General features: G+C 72.4%; 15 protein-coding genes. 5 read left to right on the plus strand and 10 right to left on the minus strand.

All coding sequences use genetic code 11. From position 1 onward, the window contains the following. The first annotated feature begins 13 nt into the window (after window positions 1-13). From V3N99_05155 to nirD, 4 genes are all read left to right on the plus strand, one after another. Window positions 14-2,110: a molybdopterin oxidoreductase family protein gene (locus V3N99_05155; protein MEO3936133.1), complete on the plus strand. Its 2,097-nt coding sequence runs from the start codon at window positions 14-16 to the stop codon at window positions 2,108-2,110. Further along, on the plus strand, window positions 2,107-3,666 hold the full coding sequence (locus V3N99_05160) for an FAD-dependent oxidoreductase (GenBank protein ID MEO3936134.1): 1,560 nt from the start codon (window positions 2,107-2,109) through the stop codon (window positions 3,664-3,666). The genes V3N99_05155 and V3N99_05160 overlap by 4 nt, the downstream gene beginning before the upstream one ends. Continuing rightward, window positions 3,666-6,248, plus strand: a complete 2,583-nt coding sequence (gene nirB / locus V3N99_05165) for a nitrite reductase large subunit NirB (GenBank protein MEO3936135.1) — start codon at window positions 3,666-3,668, stop codon at window positions 6,246-6,248. The genes V3N99_05160 and nirB overlap by 1 nt, the downstream gene beginning before the upstream one ends. 65 nt (window positions 6,249-6,313) lie before the next feature. Beyond that, a complete protein-coding gene (gene nirD, locus V3N99_05170; protein MEO3936136.1) occupies window positions 6,314-6,697 on the plus strand; it encodes a nitrite reductase small subunit NirD in 384 nt (127 codons plus the stop codon). A gap of 342 nt (window positions 6,698-7,039) precedes the next feature. Here nirD and V3N99_05175 read toward each other — a convergent pair whose 3' ends face one another. The 3 genes from V3N99_05175 to V3N99_05185 all read right to left on the minus strand — a co-directional run bounded on the left by V3N99_05175 (window position 7,040) and on the right by V3N99_05185 (window position 10,161). After that, window positions 7,040-8,191, minus strand: a complete 1,152-nt coding sequence (locus tag V3N99_05175; GenBank protein ID MEO3936137.1) for a uroporphyrinogen-III synthase — start codon at window positions 8,189-8,191, stop codon at window positions 7,040-7,042. A 78-nt stretch (window positions 8,192-8,269) separates the two neighbouring features. Beyond that, on the minus strand, window positions 8,270-9,553 hold the full coding sequence (locus V3N99_05180; protein MEO3936138.1) for a YhjD/YihY/BrkB family envelope integrity protein: 1,284 nt from the start codon (window positions 9,551-9,553) through the stop codon (window positions 8,270-8,272). Further along, window positions 9,550-10,161: a 2'-5' RNA ligase family protein gene (locus V3N99_05185; protein MEO3936139.1), complete on the minus strand. Its 612-nt coding sequence runs from the start codon at window positions 10,159-10,161 to the stop codon at window positions 9,550-9,552. Before V3N99_05185 ends, V3N99_05180 begins: the two co-directional genes overlap by 4 nt. A 127-nt stretch (window positions 10,162-10,288) precedes the next feature. Here V3N99_05185 and galK point away from each other — a divergent pair, with 127 nt between their 5' ends. Next, a complete protein-coding gene (gene galK, locus V3N99_05190; protein ID MEO3936140.1) occupies window positions 10,289-11,482 on the plus strand; it encodes a galactokinase in 1,194 nt (397 codons plus the stop codon). 60 nt (window positions 11,483-11,542) lie between these two features. On the opposite strand, the gene V3N99_05195 is transcribed toward galK, so the two are convergent. The 7 genes from V3N99_05195 to V3N99_05225 form a co-directional block, all read right to left on the minus strand. Beyond that, window positions 11,543-12,448: an EamA family transporter gene (locus tag V3N99_05195; protein MEO3936141.1), complete on the minus strand. Its 906-nt coding sequence runs from the start codon at window positions 12,446-12,448 to the stop codon at window positions 11,543-11,545. A gap of 37 nt (window positions 12,449-12,485) precedes the next feature. Next, window positions 12,486-14,828, minus strand: a complete 2,343-nt coding sequence (locus tag V3N99_05200; protein MEO3936142.1) for a hypothetical protein — start codon at window positions 14,826-14,828, stop codon at window positions 12,486-12,488. Window positions 14,829-14,947: 119 nt separating this feature from the next. After that, window positions 14,948-17,260 (minus strand): hypothetical protein, encoded by a 2,313-nt coding sequence (locus V3N99_05205; GenBank protein MEO3936143.1) that lies wholly within the window; start codon window positions 17,258-17,260, stop codon window positions 14,948-14,950. A 163-nt stretch (window positions 17,261-17,423) separates the two neighbouring features. Beyond that, complete coding sequence (locus V3N99_05210) at window positions 17,424-18,356, minus strand: amidohydrolase family protein (GenBank protein ID MEO3936144.1); 933 nt, start codon at window positions 18,354-18,356, stop codon at window positions 17,424-17,426. Window positions 18,357-18,471: 115 nt separating this feature from the next. Next, the gene (locus V3N99_05215) at window positions 18,472-19,914 is read right to left on the minus strand and encodes a DUF4331 domain-containing protein (protein ID MEO3936145.1); all 1,443 of its coding nucleotides are present in this window, start codon (window positions 19,912-19,914) and stop codon (window positions 18,472-18,474) included. 38 nt (window positions 19,915-19,952) lie between these two features. Beyond that, complete coding sequence (locus V3N99_05220) at window positions 19,953-20,228, minus strand: hypothetical protein (protein MEO3936146.1); 276 nt, start codon at window positions 20,226-20,228, stop codon at window positions 19,953-19,955. 69 nt (window positions 20,229-20,297) lie between these two features. After that, on the minus strand, window positions 20,298-21,611 hold the full coding sequence (locus tag V3N99_05225; GenBank protein MEO3936147.1) for a hypothetical protein: 1,314 nt from the start codon (window positions 21,609-21,611) through the stop codon (window positions 20,298-20,300). Window positions 21,612-21,637 lie beyond the last annotated feature (26 nt).

Here is a 21,637-nt window from a genome sequence, read left to right on the forward strand (position 1 = left end):
GAGCACAGCCCATATGCCGTCACCCACCACCGCGACCCACTGCCCCTACTGCGGCCTGCAGTGCGCGATCACCCTCACCGGCTCCACCCCCGGTGACCTCACCGTCACCCCACGCCGCTTCGCCAACAGCCGGGGCGGCCTCTGCCAGAAGGGCTGGAGCAGCCCCGAGCTGCTGCGCCACCGCGGTCGGGTCACCACGCCGCGCGTCCGGCGCGACGGCAGGCTCGTCGAGGCGACGTGGGACGAGGCCCTCGACCTCGTGGCCGACGGTGTGCGAGCGGCGCAGGCCACCCGGGGCGCCGACGCGGTGGCTCTCTTCGGTGGCGGTGGCCTCACCAACGAGAAGGCCTACCAGCTGGGCAAGTTCGCACGGGTAGCGTTGCGCACCAGCCAGATCGACTACAACGGCCGCTGGTGCATGAGCGCTGCCGCGGCCGCCGGCATCCGCTGCTTCGGCCTCGACCGTGGGCTTCCCTTCCCGGTCACCGACCTGGGATCGGCCCACGCGGTGCTGCTCTTCGGGGCCAACCCCGCAGAGACCATGCCGCCGTTCCTCACCCACCTGTCGAGGGCTGCCGACGCCGGTGGTCTCGTGGTCGCCGACCCCCGCCTGACCGCCACGGCCGCCCGGGCGCTCGGCGGCGGCGGCCTGCACCTGCCCGTGCGGCCCGGCACGGACGCCGCCCTGGCCTACGGCCTGATCCACCTCGCCGTCGTCGACGGCCACGTCGACCGGTCGTTCATCGAGGCCCGCACCACCGGCTGGGAGGACGTCTGGTCCCTTGCCCAGGAATGGACCCCCGACCGGGCCGAGCGCGTCACCGGCGTCGCCGTGGCCAGTATGCGGCACACGGTCGAGCGACTGGCGAAGGCACGTGACACCGGGCGGGGCGCCTACGTGCTCAGTGCCCGGGGTGGGGAGCAGCACGCCCAGGGCACCGACACCGTCACGGCGTTCATCGCCCTGGCGCTGGCGCTCGGCCTGCCCGGCAACCCGGGCTCCGGCTACGGCACCCTGACCGGCCAGGGCAACGGCCAGGGTGGCCGCGAGCACGGCCAGAAGGCCGACCAGTTGCCGGGCTATCGCAAGATCGACGACCCGGCGGCCCGCGCACACGTCGCGGAGGTCTGGGGCATCGACCCCGACGACCTCCCGGGTCCCGGCCGCAGCGCCTACGAGCTGCTCGACGCCCTCGGCACCGACGACGGGCCCAGCGTGCTGATGGTGCACGGCAGCAACCCCGTCGTCTCCGCCCCCCGCGCCACCCACGTGACCGGGCGCCTCGCTGCGCTCGACCTGCTCGTGGTGTGCGACTTCGTGCTCTCCGAGACCGCCGCCCTCGCCGACGTCGTGCTGCCGGTCCTGCAGTGGGCCGAGGAGGAGGGCACGATGACGGGCCTCGACGGGCGCGTGATGCGCCGGCGCCGCGCCCTGTCGCCCGCGGGTCAGGCGCGCAGCGAGCTCGAGGTCTGGCACGACCTCGCCGTGCGTCTCGGCCAGCCCGGTGAGCGGTTCCCCACCGACCCCCGCACCGTCTTCGACGAGCTGCGCCGGGCCTCCGCCGGCGGCCCGGCCGACTACTCAGCCGTGACCTGGGAGCGCCTCGACGACGGGGAGACCCTGCACTGGCCCTGCTCGACGGCCCGCCCCGAGGGCACCCGCCGCCTCTTCCTCGACGCCTTCCACACCCCCGACGGCCGGGCCCGCTTCGTCGCCACCGTGCCCCGCGACCCCGCCGAGGTGACCGACAGCGCCTACCCGCTCATCGGCACGACGGGCCGGGTGCTGCAGCACTACCAGTCGGGCGCTCAGACCCGCCGGGTCGCCGAGCTCGACGCCGCGGCCGGGGAGATGTTCGTGCAGGTGCACCCCGACACCGCAGTCCGCCACGGACTGGCCGATGGAGACCCCGCGCGCGTGGTGAGCCGCCGGGGCAGCACTCTCGCTCGAGTGAGGTGCAGCAACGACATTCGCGCCGACACCGTCTTCCTGCCCTTCCACTGGAGCGGCGAGCACACCGCCAACCACCTCACCAACCCCGCGCTCGACCCGACGAGCCGGATGCCGGAGTTCAAGGTCTGCGCCGTGCGACTGGAGCGCGCCTCATGACCCCCCGTCACGTCCTCGTCGTCGGCAACGGCATGGCCGGCGCCCGGCTCGCCGAGGAGCTCCGCCAGCGCGACCCCGAGGCCGCCGCCCTGCGGGTGACCGTCATCGGGGAGGAGAGGCACGCGGCCTACAACCGCATCCTGCTCTCGACCGTCGTCGCCGGCACGATCACGCCGCGCGAGACCCGGCTCAAGCCCGACGGCTGGTGGGCGGCCCACCGCATCGACGTCCGCCCCGGCTGGCGGGTCACGGCGGTCGACCCGACCCACCGCACCGCTACCGTGTGCTGCGTCACCCCCGACGGTCTCCCCCTCGCCGACAGCGCGGAGCTGCTCCGCTGGGACGAGCTCGTGCTCGCCACCGGCAGCACCTCGCACGTGCCGCCGGTGACGGGCGCCGACCTGCGCGCCCCCGGCGTCGTCGCCTTCCGGTCGCTCGACGACTGCCAGCGCCTCGTCGCCGCCGCCGCCAGCGCCACCCACGCCGTGGTCGTCGGCGGCGGCCTGCTCGGCATCGAGGCCGCGAGGGGCCTGCTCCTGCGCGGCCTGCGCGTGACCGTCGTCCACCCCCGCAGCCGCCCGATGGAGCGTCAGGTCGACGCCGACGGGGGACGCATCCTCGCCACCGTGCTGCGCCGCACCGGTGCCGAGCTCGTGCTCGGGCGCCGGGCCGCCTCCCTCGAGGTGACGCCCGACGGACGCCGCCTCGTGCTCGACGACGGCTCCGCACTGCCCTGCGACCTGCTCGTGCTCGCCGCCGGCGTGCGCCCGCGCACCGACCTCGCGGCCTCCCTCGGTGCCGAGATCGCCCGCGGGATCGTCGTCGACGACCGGCTCGCGACGAGCGTGCCGCACGTGCACGCAGTCGGCGAGTGCGTGGAGCACCGCGGCGAGGTCTACGGGCTCGTGCAGCCCGGCTGGGACCAGGCCCGGGTGCTGGCCGACGTGCTGTCGGGAGCCGACGTCACCGCCCGCTACGACGGCACCGCCGCGCTGACCCGGCTCAAGGTCCACGACATCGACCTCACCTGCATGGGTGAGGTCGGCGCCGACCTGCACGACGACGAGCACGAGGTCGTCACCGTCGCCGACCCCCGGCGCGGGCACTACGCCAAGCTCGTCGTGCGTGACCACCGGGTGGTCGGCGCCGTGCTGCTCGGTGGCGGCGACGTGACCGGGGCGGTGACGCAGCTCTTCGACACCGGCGACCCGGTGCCCGTCGACCGGGTCGCCCTCCTGCTGGGCCGATCCGCCCTCGGGCCGGTCCTCGATGCGGCCAGCCTGGCCCAGATGCCCGGCTCGGTCGTCATCTGCCGATGCAACACCGTCACCAAGGCGCACCTCGTCGGCGCCTGGCGCGCCGGAGCGACCTCCCGCCCGCAGATCGCCGCCGCCACCCGGGCGACGACCGGCTGCGGCAGCTGCTCCAGTGCCGTCGACGGCCTCTGCTCGTGGCTGCTCAGCAGCGAGCCCGACGAGTCACCCAGCTCCGCCGCGTCCTCGAGCTCAGCCACCGCCACCCGACCCGAGCCCACCCCCTGCGAAGGAGCCGCGTGATGTCCCACGCCCCGCCCCCCACCCCTACCTCTGGCGAGCACGCCCAGCGCACAGCGGTCCTCGTTGGCCACGGCATGGTCGGGCACCGCTTCGTCGAGGCCCTGCGCTCGCGTGACGCCGAAGCACGGTGGCGGGTGGTCGTGCTCTGTGAGGAGGGCGACCCGGCCTACGACCGCGTGGGGCTGTCGTCCTACGTCGGCGCGTGGGACCGCTCCCTCCTGGCGCTCGCCGGTAACGACTACGCGGGCGACCCCCACGTGCAGCTCCGGCTCGGGGCCAGCGCCTCACGCATCGACCGGCAGGCCCGCGAGGTCGTCGTGACCACCGCGACGGGCGACGAGACCGTGCCGTACGACGCCCTGGTCCTCGCCACCGGGTCGGCCCCCTTCGTGCCGCCCGTGCCGGGGCACGACCACCCGGCCTGCTTCGTCTACCGCACGCTCGACGACCTCGACGGCATCCGGGCTGCCGCCGATGGCGCGGCCCTGAGGGCAGCCGCCGACGGTCGCACCGCCACCGGTGTCGTCGTCGGAGGAGGACTGCTGGGGCTCGAGGCCGCGAACGCCCTGCTGCTGATGGGCCTCGAGCCGCACGTCGTGGAGTTCGCGCCCCGGCTGATGCCGCTGCAGGTCGACAGCGGCGGTGGCGCGGTGCTGGCCAGGCTCATCGGTGACCTCGGCGTGCACGTCCACACCGGCGTCGGCACGTCGTCCATCACGCAGGCTCCCGACGGCGACGGTCTGCTCGTGGGTCTCTCCGACGAGAGCACCATCGCCACCGACCTCGTCGTCTTCTCCGCCGGGGTCCGCCCCCGCGACCTGCTGGCCCGCGAGTCGGGGCTCGCGGTCGGCGAGCGCGGCGGCATCCTCACCGACCTCGGCTGTGCGACAGACGATCCCGCGATCTGGGCTGTCGGCGAGTGCGCCGCCGTCGAGGGCCGGTGCTACGGCCTCGTGGCCCCCGGCTACTCCACCGCCGAGGTCGTCGCCGACCGCCTGCTGGGCGGCGAGGCCACCTTCCCGGGAGCCGACCTGTCCACCAAGCTCAAGCTGCTCGGGGTCGACGTCGCCTCCTTCGGCGACGCCATGGGCGTGACGCCCGGCGCCCTGGAGATCGTGCACAGCGACGCAGCCCGTGGCACCTACGCCAAGCTCGTGCTCTCGGACGACACCAGGACGCTCCTGGGCGGCATCCTCGTCGGTGACGCGGCGGCGTACACGACGCTCCGCTCCTTCGTCGGGCGAGAGGTGCCCGGCGATCCCGCGGTCCTGATCTCACCCGACGGGGGCGGGGTCGACCTGACGGGGTCGCTGTCCGACGACGCGATCATCTGCTCCTGCAACGGGGTCAGCAAGGGCACACTCTGCGCGGCGATCGCCGACGGGGCCTGCGACCTGGCCGAGCTCAAGGGCTGCACCACCGCCGGCACCACCTGCGGCGGATGCCTGCCGACGGTCAAGAAGCTGCTCGTCGACGCCGGCGTCGAGCTCTCGACGGCCCTGTGCGAGCACTTCAGCCAGTCGCGGGCCCAGCTCTTCGAGATCGTCGCGTCCACCGGCACCCGCACGTTCTCCGGTCTGGTCGCCCGTTACGGCACCGGCACCGGGTGCGAGATCTGCAAGCCCACCGTCGCCTCCATCCTGGCCTCGACCAGCAGCGACCACGTGCTCGACGGTGAGCAGGCCGCGCTGCAGGACAGCAACGACCACTTCCTGGCCAACATCCAGAAGAACGGCACCTACTCGGTCGTCCCGCGGATGCCTGGTGGCGAGGTGACCGCCGAGCAGCTCATCGTCATCGGTGAGATCGCCCGCGACTTCGAGCTCTACGTCAAGGTCACCGGGGGCCAGCGCATCGACCTGTTCGGCGCGAGGGTCGAGCAGCTGCCGGCGATCTGGCAGCGCCTCGTCGACGTCGGCATGGAGTCGGGACAGGCCTACGGCAAGTCGCTGCGCACGGTGAAGTCGTGCGTCGGCTCCTCGTGGTGCCGCTACGGCGTGCAGGACGCGGTCGGGATGGCCGTCGCGCTCGAGCACCGATATCGGGGGCTGCGATCGCCGCACAAGATCAAGTTCGGCGTGAGCGGCTGCGCCCGCGAGTGCGCCGAGGCCCGCGGCAAGGACGTCGGCATCATCGCGACCGAGAAGGGCTGGAACCTCTATGTCGCCGGCAACGGCGGCACGACCCCGAAGCACGCGGTGCTGCTGGCCTCCGACCTCGACGACGACACGCTCGTGCGCTACATCGACCGCTATCTCATCCTCTACGTGCGCACCGCCGACCGACTGCAGCGCACGGCTGCGTGGCTCGAGGCGATGGAGGGCGGGCTCGAGCACCTGAAGGCCGTCGTCTGCGACGACTCGCTGCACATCGCCGACGACCTCGAGGCGACCATGGCCCGACATGTCGAGGGCTACGAGGACGAGTGGGCCGCTGTGCTGCGCGACCCGGTCAAGCTCTCGCGCTTCGTCTCCTTCATCAACGCCCCGCAGGAGCCCGACCCGACCATCGCCTTCGACGACAGCAGTGGTCGCCGGGTGCCGGTGCTCTTGGGGATGCCGGCACCCCGCGACGACACCTGACCACCTGTCCCGTCCCGACGACCCCGACCCGACGACCCCGTGCGCATCCGACGAAGGAGCACTCCGTGACCATCATCGACCAGGACCGCCGCACGGCGACGTCCGACGAATCTGCCTACTGGGTGCCCGCGTGCGCCTTCGCGGCGCTCGTGCCCGGACGAGGGGTCGCGGTGCTGCTGCCCGACGGGCGCCAGGTCGCGCTCTTCCTGCTGGACGACGACACGCTGCAGGCGGTCGGCAACCTCGACCCCTACACCGGAGCGGCCGTGATGTCGCGCGGTCTGACCGGAGACCGCGCCGGTGAGCCGACGATCGCCTCACCCCTGCTCAAGCAGGTCTTCTCGCTGCGTGACGGGCGCGCGCTCGACGACGAGCGGATCACCCTGCCGACGTATGCCGTCCGGGTCGAGGAGGGTCTGGTGCAGGTCGGCTGGTCCGAACAGGCCTAGGGAGCGGGCGATACCGGTGGCTAGGTCGCCCCCGCTCGAAGATCTTCGAGTTGTGGCGGGCGTTCCCGCCCCAACATCGCCCCCGCTCGAAGATCTTCGAGTTGTGGCGACCGTTCCCGACCAACATCGCCCCCGCTCGAAGATCTTCGAGTTGTGGCGACCGTTCCCGACCAACATCGCCCCCGCTCGAAGATCTTCGAGTTGTGGCGACTGTTCCCGCCCAAACATCGCCCCCGCTCGAAGATCTTCGAGTTGTGGCGACCGTTCCCGCCCAAACATCGCCCCCGCTCGAAGATCTTCGAGGTGTGGCGGGCGCCCTGGGCCGTCACCGGGCCCGAGCTGCTAGACCGTCAGCCGGTAGCCGCGCTTGATCACGGTGGACACCAGGCCGGCGTCGGGCAACGACTGCCGCAGCCGCGACATGGCCACGTCGAGCGCGTGCTCGGCCCCGGCCCCGGCCGCGGCGGGCATGGTCGCCATCAGCTGGTCGCGGGAGCGCACCGCGCCCCCCGCGACGGCGAGGGCCTTGAAGATGGCCAGGGGCCCCGGGGCCAGGGTGACCGACTGGTCACCCAGCACCACGGAGCACCCGCGCAGCTGCACCGGCCCGAGGGCCGTCTCGACCCTCATCACCCGCTCGGTGCAGAGGTGCTCGGAGACGATCCTGATGAGCGCGCCGAGGCGGAAGCGCTCGGGCACGATCGGCTCGATACCCAGCTCCTGCAACGGGAGTGCCGTCACCGGGCCCACTGCCGCAGCGACCACGTCGACCCGCATGGCGTCGACGAGCTCGTCGGCGCAGCCCAGCTCGCCGGCCGTGCTGACCAGGGCGTCGACCGCCGGCGCACTGGTGAAGGTGACGAGATCGACCTGGCGGGCGCAGACCGCCTCGATCAGCCGCTGGAGCCGCTCACTGTCGTGCGGCGGCATCCACCGGTAGGGCGCCACGGTGATGACCCGCGCACCACCGGCCTCGAGCCGCCGCAGCTGGTCCACGTCTGCGTAGCCGTGCAGCTGCACCGCGACGGTCAGCCCCTGCACGCCACGCTCGAGCAGCATGTCGACGCAGGTGGAGGTGCGTTCGTCGACCGCGATTCCGTCGTCGTCGAGCCCGGCAGCCCGCACGGCGCCCCGCCCCTTCGGCCCGCGCACGATGATCCGCGAGGCGGCGAGCACCTTCATCAGCTCGTCGCCGAGCCCGACCGCATCGGACGCCTCCATCCAGCGGCGCATGCCGTACGCCGTGGTGACCACCACGCGGTCGGGGCGGGCCTTGATCACCGCCCGGGTGTCCTGCGTCAGGACGTCGTCGTGGTCGACCGGCGCGATCCGCAGCGCCGGCGCGTGCAGGACCGAGGCTCCCCGCCGCTCGAACGCCGACACGAGGTCGGCGCTGCGCCGGTCGGACGTCACCGCGATGCGGAAGCCCGCGAGCGGTGACGACGTGCTGTCGTCCGGGGTGGACGACTCGGGCTCTCGGCTGTCGTGGACCATCGGACCTCCCCGCGTCGCCGTTGCCCCGGAGCATACGAGGGCCCTGTTTCCAGCGGGTTTCGCCCGCCGACCGCCGGGTCAGTCCCGGCGACTCGTCACGGCGCGCAGCGTGCGACCCGCCGAGGCGAGCGCGATCGCGACCGTCGCCCCGAGCACCGCGCCCGCGGTGATCGTCGTACGGTCCTGGGCCCGCTGACCGAAGTCGGGCAGCCCCGCCGTCGCCCGGCCGCGCCTCGAGGCGGTGTCGGCCGCGGCCAGCCGCTCGGACGCGCGGGCGTCGGCCGCGGCGATCCTGGCCTCGCGCCCGCGGGGGAGCTGACCCCGGCGGGCGGCGATGGCCGGGGCCCCCGTCGGGGTGACGACCGACAGGGCGCCCCGGGGTGGCGGAGCCGGGGCGAGCGAGCCGAGAGCGGCGTCGCGACCGGTGCGCACGGCATAGGCACGCACCTCGTCGTCACTGACCGACTCACCGGTCAGCGCCTCGAGCCGCGAGAGCTCGACCTCGGCGTCGTTGGCGGCCCAGGCCGCCCCGACGAGGATGAGCTTGGCGATGAGGTTGAGCCAGAAGAGCAAGCCGATGACGAGGGTCACCGAGCCGAGGAGGGGGTTCTTGGTGGCGTTGGCGATCAGGGCCACGGCGAAGATCTTGACGATGCCCTGCCCGACCGCCCCGACGAGGGCGCCCGCCCGCAGGTCGCGATAGGACAGTGGCACACCGGACAGCACACGCAACAGCACGAGCATCACGCCGAAGTCGACGGCCAGCCCGACCAGGATGCCGACCGCCCCGACCACGAGCCTGCTCAGGGTGGCGCCGAGCACCCCCTCGAAGATGCCTCCGAGCGCACCGCTCGCACTCGTGAGAACGGCCGAGAGCACGACCGCGAGACCGAGGGAGGCGAAGACACCGAGGTCGCGCAGCTTGACGGTGACGACGTTGCCCGGGGCGCCCGACATGCCGAACACGGTGCGGATGCCGTCGCGCAGCGCCCCGACCCAGCCGGTGCCCGCGAGGACCAGGCCCACGAGACCGACGAGACCGCTGACCGTCACCACCGAGACCGACGGAGCCGACAGCGCGATCAGCCCGTCGGGGCGCGCACTGGTCTTGATCACCCCGGGCAGCGACGAGCTGGCTGCGGTGGTGAGGCTGGCGACCAGGTCGGGACGCCCACGCAGCACGAGACCGAAGACCGCGGCCGCCAGAGCGGCCGCCGGGAAGACGGAGAAGAAGCCGTAGAAGGCGATGCCGGCCGCCAGCAGGTTGCCCCGCGACTCACCGAAGCGGCTCCACGCCTTCCACCCCTTCGTGGCCTGGATCCTGGTCCACACGGCCATGATCGGCTTCAGGAGGCTCTTCATCGGGGGGTGCTCGCTTCCGACGCGGAGGTGTCCGGGACCCCGCCCAGGCCGAACCGGCGACGTGACGTCCAGGTGCCGTCGACCGCTCGCGCATAGAGGTGGAAGCTCGTCACCTCGAAGGCTGCGGACCAGTCGCCCAGGTCGTCGAAGGCCAGGTCGAGGGCACGCTCGTCGACGTCGTGCGCCACGGTCACGTGCGGGTGGTAGGGGTAGGTGAGGTGCTCGCCGGCCCAGCGTGGGGTCGCGATCGCCTGCTGCAGCAGCTCGCACCCCGAGATGCCCCGGGCCACCTGCACGAAGACGACGTCGGAGACCGGGCGGAAGGTGCCGGTGCCGCGCAGCACCATGGTGAACGGCTCGACCGACTCGGCGACCGCGACCAGGTGGGCGATGAGGTCGTCGATCTCCTGCGCCGCCACGGCGGTCGGCCCGAGGAGGGTGACGTGGGTCGGCACGAGCCCCGCCAGCGGGTCACCGTAGGACGCGCGCTTGGCCTGCAGGTGCTCGCCCCAGGGCGCGGGGACCGGTATGGACACCCCCATCACCTGGGCGCCGGAGCCGGGACTGGAGTCGGGGTCGGAGTCGACGTCGACCCGGGCTGCAGACATGGCGGCCATTGTGTCAGGTGGCCAGAGGGGGACAACACGGGTCTGGCCGGACACCGACGCCCGACCGACGCGCCGCGGGGCGGGCAGCTCGCCCGACGCGGGGCCCACGGTCGGTAGCGTGGGGCCCGTGCCTGACGCCCCCACGACTGCCGCGCGCTTCCGATCGGTGGTCGGCGGCGAGCCGTCCGGGGTGTGGGGCGCCCCCGGGCGGGTCAACCTCATCGGCGAGCACACCGACTACAACGGGGGGCTGGCGCTGCCGATCGCCCTCCCGCAGCGCACCCGGGCTGCGGTCCGCCTGCGAGACGACGGCCTCCTGCGCGTCAGCAGCGACCGACCGGGCCAGCCCCTGCCGGGCGTCGACACCCTCGAGGTGGTCGAGGTGCGCGTCGACGACATCTCCCCCGAGCGCCCGGGTGGGTGGGCGTCCTACGTCGCCGGCGTCGCCTGGGCGCTCGGCCAGGCGGGGCACCCCCTCCCCGGAGCCGACGTGCACCTCACCAGCGACGTGCCCCTGGGCTCGGGGCTGTCGAGCTCGGCAGCCCTCGAGTGCTGCGTGGCCGCCGCCGCGAGCGACCTGCTGGGCCTCGGGCTGCTCGCCGACGACGCTGGCCGCGCCACCCTGGCGTCGTGGTGCCAGCGGGCCGAGAACGACATCGCCCTCGCGCCCACCGGCGGCATGGACCAGGCAGCCTCGTTGCGCTCGGTCGTTGCGCACGCCACCCTGCTCGACTGCCGCACCGGTGAGGTGACCCCGGTGCCCTTCGATCTCGCTGCCCACGGGCTGTCCCTGGTGGTGGTCGACACCCGGGCCGAGCACGCCCTCGTGGACGGCCAGTACGCCGACCGCCGGGCCACCTGCGAGGCCGCAGCCTCGACCCTCGGCGTCGAGACCCTGCGCGAGGTCGACCCCTCCACCCTCGACGACGCCCTGGGCCGGCTGGCCGACGGCGTCGCCCGGGCGCGGGTGCGCCACGTCGTGCGCGAGATCGAGCGCGTCCACCAGTGTGTCGCCGCGCTGCGCGCCGACGACTTCGCCGCAGTCGGTGAGCTCTTCCTCGCCTCGCACGCCTCCCTGCGCGACGACTACGAGGTGTCGTGCGTCGAGCTCGACCTCGTCGTCGAGACCGCGGTCGCGGCAGGCGCGCTGGGCGCCCGGATGACCGGGGGCGGCTTCGGCGGCTCGGCGATCGCTCTCGTGCGGGCCGACGCCGCGGAGGCCGTCGAGGCTGCGGTGACCGCCGCCTTCGTGGCCCGCGACCTGCGCGAACCCGACTGCTTCACCGTCACCGCCGGCCCGCCGGCAGGGCGCGAGTCCTGACCCCGCACGGTGAACCCCGAGACCTCTCTGCGGCGCGTGCGCGGCCTCGGCTGAGCCGCCTCAGCCCGGAGGGCCGGAGCGTCGTGCGAGGGGCGCGAGGGTCACTCCTGCGCTGGCGACGGTCACCAACCCGATGCCGAGCAGCGACGGCCACGCCAGGGCCTGCCTCAGGACGAGCAACCCTGCCAGCGCGGCCATCCCGGGGTTCAGGCTGGTGAGCACACCGAAGACCGCAGTGGGCAGGCGGCGCAGCGCGAGCAGGTCGAAGCTGTAGGGCAGCGCGCTCGAGAGGACGCCGACGGCCAGCCCGGTCGCCAGCACGGCCGGGTGCAGGAGCGCCGTGCCGGCCGACGCCACCCCGGCCGGGACCACGATGAGGGCTGCCACCAGGGTGCCGACGGTCAGGCCCGCCAGGCCGGTGCCGGTGCGGCCGATCCGTCCGTTGACCACGATGTAGGCCGCCCAGCAGGCTGCTGCGGTGAGGGCGAGGACGACCCCGACCAGGTCGCCCGCCGTGAGACCACCGCCGAGCAGCGCCACCCCGCCTGCGGCGGGCAGGGCCCAGACCCGCACCGCCCACCCGCCGGCGGTGACGATGGCCAGGGTCAGCGGCCCCAGGAACTCCAGGGTGATCACGGTGGCGATGGGCAGCCGGTCGAGGGCGAGGTAGAGCGAGGTGTTCATCGCGGCGAAGACCAGCCCGAGGACGGCCGCCGCCCCCAGCTCGGCCCGGCTCCAGCGACGACGCCACGGCCGGATGACGAGGGTCAGCACCATCCCCGCCGCAGACAGACGCAGGCCGACGGTGCCGAGCGGACCGACGACCGGGAAGAGCCGAGCGGCCAGGGCCGCACCGAACTGCACCGACGCCGCGCTCGAGGCCGCCAGCACCACGCCACTGCCGACCCCGGACGTGCCGCTGGCGGCCGGGTGGGGCAGGGCGTCGACGGCCGCGGGGTCGCTCACCCCCCGACGGTATGCGGGTCCGCCGAACCCGATGACGTCAGGGGGTGCCGCGGAAGAGCGCCAGACCTTGGTGCGGTGAGCTGCGGTCGCCCGCCACGGTGAAGTCGCCCCCGACGAGCAGCCCCTGCGGGACGACGGCGTAGGCCCAGACGCCCATGGGGCTGTCGAAGAAGGGAGCCCAGTCCTCCAGCTCGCCCGAGCCCGTCGAGAAGGCCATGGCCCTCGAGGCGACCACGGACGTGCGGTTGGACGGGGAGACCCAGCAGAAGCCCCCTCGCCCACGGTCGCCACCGTGCGACCCGAAGTAGAAGCGGCCGCCGACCTCGAGCTTGCCCTGCATCCCGCCGTTGCACCACGTGGTCCACAGGAGGCCGTCGGGGCGGGTGGTCGCCAGGCCGACGGCGTCCCAGGCATAGATCCCGTCGGGGCACAGGTCGCCCCCGTAGAGCCGCTTCCCGTCGTCGCTCAGCTGGAGGTTGGTCATGAAGGAGCTGGCGCACCTGACCGTGGGCAGCTGGAGCAGACCCCCGAGCCGCGAGGGGTTGACCGCTCCCGTGAGACCGTCGACCGCGATGATCCCGTCGTCGACCGACTGCCCGTTGACGGTCGTGAAACCGCCGGCGAGGAAGGCCCGCGAGGCGTCGGCGGAGACGGCGACGCTGAAAACCGCCCCGCCCTTCCACACTCCGCCTGGACCACTGGTGTCGGCCCGCCAGGTCGGATCGGCCGCGCCCGTCACGGCGCTGGCCTTGGCTGCATGCGACCGCGGATCCTGACCGATCTTGGTGAAGAGGCCTCCGAGGTAGAGGGAGTCGCCTCGGACGGCGATCGACTGGACGTCCTTGTTGGCGCCCACCGTGAAGGACGTGTCGAGGGCCCCGGTCCTGGCCGAGACCTTGGCCACCTTGTTGCGGGTCACGCCGTCGACCGTGCGGAACGACCCGGCCAGGAAGAGGGAGGTGCGCGCGGGGTCGAGCTCGAGGTCGAGGACCATGTTGTCGGTGTCGGCAGCAAACCATGGGTCGGCCCGCCCGGTCGAGAGGTCGATCTTGGCCACGCTCTGCCGGTAGACGCCGCCGGTGCTCGTGAACTTCCCCCCGACCACGACGCCCTGCGGCATCGGGTTCACGGTCAGGACGGTCGCCGACGGCATGGGGCTCCACGCGGTGACGGCGCCCGACGCGACGTCGTAGGCCGCAACGTTGTGTCGCAGCGCACCCTGGGTGGTGGTGAAGAGCCCACCGAGGTAGAGCGTGCTGCCCGCGGCCGACCAGGCGACAGTGGTCGCCCCGGTGGGGCACGGCACCAGCTGGTTGGTGTTCTTCACGGTGTGGGGCAGCTGGCACCCGACGAGCCGGGCGTCGAAGAGACCGACGGAGCCGTCGAGGCCGAGCACCGCCACTCCGGTGCGCGGGACGCCGGCGATCGAGGTGAAGCCACCACCCACGGCGACCTGCTGACCGGTGGGCGAGAAGGCCAGCGCCGACACGGTGCCGGAGACCGACGGAGCCCAGGCGAGCACCGAGCCCGCCCCGGTGACGCTGGCGAGGCGCGACCGGGACGCGGTGCCGGCCGTGGTGGCGATGGTGGTGAAGTCTCCGCCGACCCCGACGACGTCGCTGTCACGGGTCGAGCCGACTACGACGTCGATGGCTCGGACCGGCCCGTTGGTCCGCGGAGCGAACGCCTCGAGGGCACCGGAGGCCAGGGTCAGCCGAGCGAGGTTGGCTCGGGGCACACCGTCGACGGTCGAGAAGGAGCCACCTACGTAGAGGCTGGCGCCGACCTGCTTCAGCGCGCGCACCGAGCCGTCGGCAGTCGCTCTCCACCCCGCGACGAGCTGCCCCGAGGTGTCGACCGCGGCCAGACGGGTCACCGGCGTGGCCCCGACGCTGGTGATGTCCCCGCCGATGACCAGCCGGCCCCCCGACAGCACCATGGCGTGGATGCCGCCCACCACCTTGGGGTTGAAGGCCCGGTCGAGGCGACCGTTGGGCAGCACGTGGGCCAGACCGTCGCGGCGCAGGTCGCCGACGCGAGCGAACGAGCCCGCGAGGTAGTACCCGCCGGCCCCGTCGGCCACGCTCACCTCGACGACGCCGTCCACCTGCAGCCCGGCCGGAGAGGTGCGCCGCCCCGAGGAGGGGTCGGTGACCACGGCATGGCCCGTGGTGGGCCCGAGGTAGTCGAACCCTCCGGCGAGCCAGGCGGACTGGCCGTCGGTGACGATGTCGTCGACACGCCCGTTGGTCACCCACCAGGAGGGGTCAGCGGTGGCGGCCAGCGCAGGGCCGGCCGGGAGGCTCGGCAGGCTGACGGCATCGGACCGCGACGGACCGACCATCGCTGCCACCACGACCACGGCGGTGGCGAGAACCATGGTTGCCGTCCCCCGGCCGACAGCGCTCCAGACCACAGTGTCCACTTCACTCCTCGACGTGCGCCGTTGCCACTCGAGAGCCGATCAAACCACACCACCCCGACGACGAGACGCGTCCGTCAGGGGGTGCCCCGGAAGAAGGCCAGCCCCTGCTGCTGGGTGTGGCGGTCACCGGCGATGAAGAAGTCACCACCGACGAGCATCCCGCCCGGCACGCTCGCGAAGGCCCACACCCCCATCGGGGTGTCGAACGTCGGGGCGTAGTCGAGCAGCGAGCCGCCGGCCGCGTCGAAGACCATGTAGCGCTGCTGGGCGACGTCGGTGTGATTGGCGGGTGAGGCCCAGCAGCGGCCACCGCTGCCCTTGTCCCCACCGTGGGAGCCGTAGTAGAAGTGGCCGTTGACCTCGAGACGACCCTGCATACCGCCGTTGCACCACGACTTCCACAGCAGCCCGTCCGTGCGCGACGCGGCCAGGTTGACGGCATCCCACTGGTAGATGCGGTCGGGGCAGATGTCGCCGCCGTAGAGGCGCTGACCGTCATCGCTGAGATAGAGGCGGATGATGAAGGTGCCGGTCGAGGCGCAGCCCTCGACCCCGCCGAGCCGAGAGGGGTTCACCGCGCCCGTCGCGCCGTCCACGGCGATGATCCCGCCGGTCGTGCCGCTCCCGTTGACGTTGTTGAAGCCACCCGCGAGGAAGACGCGGGACGCGTCGGCGGTCACGGCGACCGAGAAGACGCCACCGCCCTTGGCGGCGCCCCCACCCCCGGTCGTGTTGACGACCCAGGAGGGGTCGGCCGCGCCGGTGACCGCGCTGACCTTCGCCGCGTGCATCCGGGTCACCTGTCCGATCTTGGTGAAGATGCCGCCCAGGTAGACGGAGTCGCCGCGCACGGCGAGCGAGTAGACGTCCTTGTTCGCGCCCTGACGGAAGGCGGGGTCGACGGCCCCGGTGGCAGCCGAGACCTTGACGACCTTGTTGCGCGCGAGTCCGTTGACCGTGCGGAAGGAGCCACCGGCATACAGCGACTGCTTGGTCGCGTCGAGCTCGATGTCGACGATGAGGTTGTCGGTGTCGGCGCGGAAGGACGGGTCGGCCTGACCCGTGGCGAGGTCGATCTTCGCCAGTCCCTGCCGGTAGAGCCCCCCCACGCTGGTGAAGTCACCCCCGAGCACCACGCCACCCGGCAGGGGCAGCATGGCGCGGACCCGGGCCGAGGGCATCGGTGCCCACGCGGTGACCGCGCCCGAGGTCAGGTCGTAGGACGCCGCGTCGTGACGCACCACGCCCTGCGTCGTCGTGAACAGCCCGCCGACGTAGAGGGTGGATCCGTCGTCGGAGAAGCCGACGGTCGAGACGTCGGTGCTGCAGGGGACGTACTGGTTGGCGTTCTTGGTGACGTGCGGCAGCTGGCACCCGGCCAGCTGAGCGTCGAAGGGCAGGACCGAGCCGCCGGTGGCGATCTGCGCGACCCCGGTGCGGGACGTGTTGTCGACCGAGGTGAAGGATCCTCCGACGGCGAACGAGGTGCCGTCGGGCGTCAGCTGCAGCGAGCTCACGGCGCCGTTGACGTCGGGGGCCCACGAGCTGAGCGAGCTGTTGCCGCTGACGACGGCGACGTGGTTGCGCGGGTAACCCAACCAGGTGGAGACGCTGGTGAAGTCGCCGCCGACGATGATGCTGTCGGAGTCACGGGAGGATCCCGGGATCAGGTCGATGGCCCGCACGGCGGCGTTGGTGCGGGGGTTGAAGGACTCGAGGGCGCCGTTGCTCAGCGTGAAGCGCGCGAGGTTGCCCCGGCTCGCGCCGTCGGCCGTGCTGAACGAGCCTCCGGCGTAGACCGAGTCACCGGCCACGGCCAGGGAGTAGACCGGACCGTTCGTCGCGCCGTACCACCCGGGCACGAGCTGGCCGTCCGACCCGATCGCGGCGAGCCGGCTCGCGGTGGTGCCGTTGACCGCAGTGAAGTCGCCACCCACCACCAGCACGTCACCGACGCGCGCCATGGTGAAGACGGAGCCGGTCAGCTTGGGGGCGAAGGAGCGGTCGATCTTGCCGTCGGCGGCGATGTGCACCAGGCCGTCGCGACGCACCGTGCCGACCCGGACGAAGGACCCGGCGAGGTAGTAGCCGCCGACGCCGTCGGGCACCGCGGCCCGGACGGGGTCGTCCACCCGGACCGAGTCGCCGGAGAGCTTTGCGCCGGTCGCGGTGTCGACGAGGACACCGCGGCCCGTGGTGGGCCCGACGTAGTCGAAGCCACCCGCGATCCAGGCGGACGATCCGTCGGAGACGATGTCGTCGACGCGCCCGTTGGTCCCCCACCAGGAGGTGTCAGCGGTCAGCGACAGGGCTGGCCCCGCCGGCAAGGTCGTCGTGGCCGGTGCGGCCACGGAGGGGGCGATGGCCCCGAAGATCGACAAGGTCATTCCGACGAGTGCCGCCCCTGCGGCACCTCGCCCAGCTGCGCTGCGCACGATGGTCTCTCCCACTACCGGCCTCGGCCCCACGCCGACGGCGATGTCTGCGTTCACGACGTGGACACAGTGGCGCCGACCCCTCTCGGCTCCTGTGTCAAAGGTAAAGGTTTGGTCAGGAAATGGGGGGGGATTCGCCGATATCGGCCGTGCCACCGGTGTCTAGCCCCATGAGGCGGGCCCCGTTGCTCCACAGCACCGCTCGGAGCCAGTCGTCCCCGAGCCCGAGCCGGTCGAGCGCCCGGAGCTGGTGCGCGTAGGGGTAGGGGATGTTGGGGAAGTCGGAACCGAGGACGACCTTGTCCCGCAGACCGGCCAGCCTCGGCACGTAGTCGCGGGGCATGGGGGCGATGGCCTCGACGTAGTCCGTCCCGGCCATGGTCGTGTCGAGGTGCACCCCGGCGTGGGCCTCGGCGAGGTCGGCGAAGGCGTGGTACTCGCTCATCCCGAGGTGGGCGATGACGAGCACGAGGCGCGGGAAGCGCCGCAGCACCCTCGCGATGGGCGCCGGACCGGTGTGCTCGCCCGGCTTGGGCGCCGAGCCGGCGTGCACCACCACGGGGACCTGCGCCTGCTCGAGCAGCTCCCAGGCGGCGTCGAGGCGTGGGTCGTCGGGGGTGAAGACGCCCACCTGCACGTGCATCTTGAACAGGCGGGCACCCCCGGCGAGGGCCTGCGCGACGTAGGCCGCGACGTCGTCCTCCGGGTAGAGGGTGGCACTGGGCACGGCATCGGGCACGCGAGCCGCGAAGTCGGCGCACCAGCCGTTGAGCCATCGCGCCATCCCGGGCTTGTGGGGATAGGTGAGCGACGGGATGCCGCGCAGACCCAGCGCCCGGAGGCGAGCGAGCCGCTCGTCCTCCGGCAGCCGGTAGTGCACCGGCCAGGCCTGGCCGTAGTGACGCTCGGCGTCGTCGAAGTAGGCCCAGACCTTGGCCATCATCGAGGGCGGCAGGAAGTGCACGTGGATGTCGGCCAGCCCGGGCAGCCCCAACGAGCGCCAGTAGGCCGGGACGTCGGCATCGGTCGTGGGGGCTGCATCGCTCACGACAGCAGTCTCTCAGGGCGTGATCTCCCGGGCAGCGGCGCCGCCTCGTCACCGCAGACGTCCGCGTCCCGGCGGGTTGTTACCCACCGGGACGCGGACGCAACGAGCGGGTGGGTCAGCCGCGGACCCCCTTGCGGGCCCGGAGGGACCCGCTCACCGCGGGCGTGCCCGGGGTGGTCAGGTAGCCGCTGGCCGGCGGTGCGACGTACGGGAAGTTGTTGAGCAGTGGAGCATTGGTGTAGCTCGACCCGTCACCCACCGAGGCGACGACGGTGTCGACGGTGTAGGTCGGGTCGACCAGCGGGATCGTCGCTCCCGCGACGGCCCGGAGCTCGATCGTCACGACGTCGTCGATGAGTCGGCGCCCGTTGGGGAAGCCGGCGTTGTCTCCGGCGATCACCCCGAGGGGGTTCTCGCTGCCCGCCGCCGTGGGCGGGACGGCGAGGTTGAGCCGCAGCATGTCGGCCTTCGTCGGGCCGGTGTACGTCGTGAAGGCCCCGCCCAGCACCGAGGCCGGGATGCCCGTCAGCAGGATCGCGTCGAGGTCGGCCCGCGCAGTGCCGTTGTAGTTATCGAGGTTCGGGAAGGCCCCGGGGTAGAGCACGGGCAGCAGCCGCGCCAGCTCGGGCTGGTCGACGTTGTTGACGTAGGTCGCGTCGGCGCTGGGCACCGAGGTGTTCCACTTGTCCTTGACGGCCATCGGGTTGAGGACCTCGTTGAACAGGGGGTTGCCCAGGCGCGAGACCTGCACGTTGTCACCGAAGGGCTTGTACTTCGCCGTCGTCGAGTCGAAGAGCCGGCCGCGGCTGCGGAAGGTGCTCGACCAGACGCCGATCACCGAGGTGGGGGCCGTCTTGTCCGACGGCACGGTCCCTCCGAGCGACAGGTCGGTGATGGGCAGCTGCAGGGCGATGGTGTGGACGTTGAGCCCCTGCAGGTTGTTCATCCCCGCCATGACCGGCAACGGGATGAGGTGGTTCGCATTCAGGGGTCGCAGCCCACCGAGGTCGAAGATGCTGCCGAGGTCGACCCAGAACGGGTCGGACCGCGGGCCGGCGAAGACCTTGCGGCCACCACCGAGGTTCTGCACGGCAGCCGACCCGTAGGTCGACTGGTAGTTGGGCGTGCTGCGCTCACCGACGTTGCACGGCGGCACCAGCAGGTTGGTGCCCAGGACCGACGAGGTGACGGCGCCGTTGCTGGCCCGCACCACCTTGGTCAGGGTGAAGGTCTGCGGCCGGTTCCAGGCGGTGCTCGTGATGCTGGTGATGGGACCGGTGTTGTAGAGGAACGTCGCCGGGTTGCGGATCGTGGTGGTGAACCGGAACTGGTAGCTGATGTCGGGGAGGGCGGTACCCCGGTTGGCGATGTTGATCGTGTAGAGGATGTCGTCGGAGAACTCACTGAAGTTCGGCCCGCCGTACGGCAGCTCGAAGGGGTTGAAGTTCGCGATCAGGTTGACCTTGGTGGGGTCCGAGGTGTCGACGAAGGCGTAGACGTCCGTGTTGTCGGCCGCCGGGTCCTTGGAGATCTCTGGTGCTTCGCGGTGCGAGGACATGCTGGTTGGAGCCTTTCGCGTCGTGGGAAGAGGACCGGTCAGGCCGGGTTGTGGCCTGTGCGGGCGTGGATGGCGTGAGCGAGGCGCGCCACGAGGTCGTGGTCGGTGATGACCACCTCGCGACCCTCGACCATCACGGAGATCTCGCCCCGCTTGACGTCGGTGATGTAGGCGACCAGGGCGCCCTCGGCGCCGGCCGGGACGGTCATGGGCGTGGCGGCCGAGGCGGAGGCCGCGGTGACCGAGGCGGCCCCGGCGGCGGCGACGCCGGCACCGGCGACCTTCAGGAATCCTCGACGAGGAGCTTCATACATGGGTTTCCTCCTGCTTGGGGTGCGAGGCCGCGCGGATCGGGAGCGAGCCGCGGGCAGTGGTGCGAGGGCTCAGTGGCGAGCCGCGAAGGCCTTGGCCCGGGCGATCGCGTCAGCGAGGACGGACGCGGTGCTCGCCTTGGCGACGCCGGTCTTGGCCACGTTGAGCGTGAGGTCGGTGAGCACGAAGCCGCTCACGTCGACGACCACGTCGAGGGTGCCGAAGGAGCCGTTGTAGACCGTGATCGTGCCGTCGGGGTTGATCGGCACGAGCGTGGCCGAGGCGGCGTCCTCACCGAAGCGGAAGCTGTTGTTTGCCGTCGGCGGCAGGGGGGTCGCACCGTCCCAGGCCGTGATGAACCCCGCCGACTGCGGGCGGGTCACGGTGATGTTGACCGCCAGGGCCTTGAAGATCAGGGCCGTGCCGTCGTTGGGCAGGAGCTGGATCGTGCGGGTGGTCAGCGCGGGGATCGGGCCGGCCGATTCCCGACGGGTGTCGGCCGCCCGGTAGACCGTGGTCGGCACGAGGGCGCCGTCGGCGGCGGGAGGGCCGTCGTTGAAGTAGCCCATGACGTCGACCACGATGTGGCTGGTGCCGGAGGAGCCGTTGTAGATCGCGACCGTGCCGTCAGGGTTGAGCGGGAGCACCGCCATGTTGCCGCGGGTCGCACCGGCCTGGAAGCTGAGCGTCGCGGTCAGGAGGGAGCCGGCCTGCGGGGCCTCGGAGCCACCGGTCAGGTAGCCGGCGGCCTTCGGTGAGGTCACCGTGACGTTGACGACCACGGCCGAGACGTTGCTCGACGGCACGCCGCCGTGCCCCAGCACCGGCACCTTGGTGGTGACCCGCGCCCGTGCGGGGACTCCCGGCGAGATCCTGGAGTCGTAGAGCCTCGCGGGCGAGATCGTGTTGACCGCACCGGCGGTGCCCGGGTCGACAGTGCCCGCGGTCCACCAGCCGGTGATGTCAGCGATGACCTCGACGGTGCCGTTGGACCCGTTGTAGACGCTCACGTTGCCGCCGGTCCCGACGGGGACCACGGTCGAGTTGACGAGCGTGCGGGTGGGCACGAAGTTGATGGTGGACGCGAGCGGTCGCGTCACTCCCGTCGGGTAGACGGTGAGGAAGCCGCCTCCTGCCGGCCGCACGACCGTGACCGTGAGGGCGACCGAGCCGACCGGGCCGGGAAGGCCGGAGACGGCGTCGAACGACAGCGTGCCCCCCGCCGCCAGCGGCATCTTCGTGGTGCCCAGGCCGGCCCGCGTGTCGAGCAGACGCGTGGGTCGGACCGTGTTGTAGGTGCCGGGGATCGCAGGATCTGCCTGTGCCGTCCCGGCCGTGGTGGTGAGGGTGAGCATGGCCGCAGCGAGCGCCGTGACCGTCACCATGAGCTTTTTGAACATTGTCTATGAGC

The organism is Dermatophilaceae bacterium Soc4.6 (genome assembly GCA_039889245.1).
Lineage (GTDB): Bacteria > Actinomycetota > Actinomycetes > Actinomycetales > Dermatophilaceae > Lapillicoccus.

Excerpts from the sequence above, each read along its gene's own strand:
- nirB (MEO3936135.1), top strand. The coding sequence starts at position 3,666 with ATGTCCCACGCCCCGCCCCCCACCCCTACCTCTGGCGAGCACGCCCAG.
- V3N99_05225 (MEO3936147.1), bottom strand. The coding sequence starts at position 21,611 with ATGGTGACGGTCACGGCGCTCGCTGCGGCCATGCTCACCCTCACCACC.
- V3N99_05180 (MEO3936138.1), bottom strand. The coding sequence starts at position 9,553 with ATGAAGAGCCTCCTGAAGCCGATCATGGCCGTGTGGACCAGGATCCAG.
- V3N99_05205 (MEO3936143.1), bottom strand. The coding sequence starts at position 17,260 with ATGACCTTGTCGATCTTCGGGGCCATCGCCCCCTCCGTGGCCGCACCG.
- V3N99_05175 (MEO3936137.1), bottom strand. The coding sequence starts at position 8,191 with ATGGTCCACGACAGCCGAGAGCCCGAGTCGTCCACCCCGGACGACAGC.
- V3N99_05215 (MEO3936145.1), bottom strand. The coding sequence starts at position 19,914 with ATGTCCTCGCACCGCGAAGCACCAGAGATCTCCAAGGACCCGGCGGCC.
- V3N99_05185 (MEO3936139.1), bottom strand. The coding sequence starts at position 10,161 with ATGTCTGCAGCCCGGGTCGACGTCGACTCCGACCCCGACTCCAGTCCC.
- V3N99_05155 (MEO3936133.1), top strand. The coding sequence starts at position 14 with ATGCCGTCACCCACCACCGCGACCCACTGCCCCTACTGCGGCCTGCAG.
- V3N99_05200 (MEO3936142.1), bottom strand. The coding sequence starts at position 14,828 with ATGGTTCTCGCCACCGCCGTGGTCGTGGTGGCAGCGATGGTCGGTCCG.
- V3N99_05220 (MEO3936146.1), bottom strand. The coding sequence starts at position 20,228 with ATGTATGAAGCTCCTCGTCGAGGATTCCTGAAGGTCGCCGGTGCCGGC.
- V3N99_05160 (MEO3936134.1), top strand. The coding sequence starts at position 2,107 with ATGACCCCCCGTCACGTCCTCGTCGTCGGCAACGGCATGGCCGGCGCC.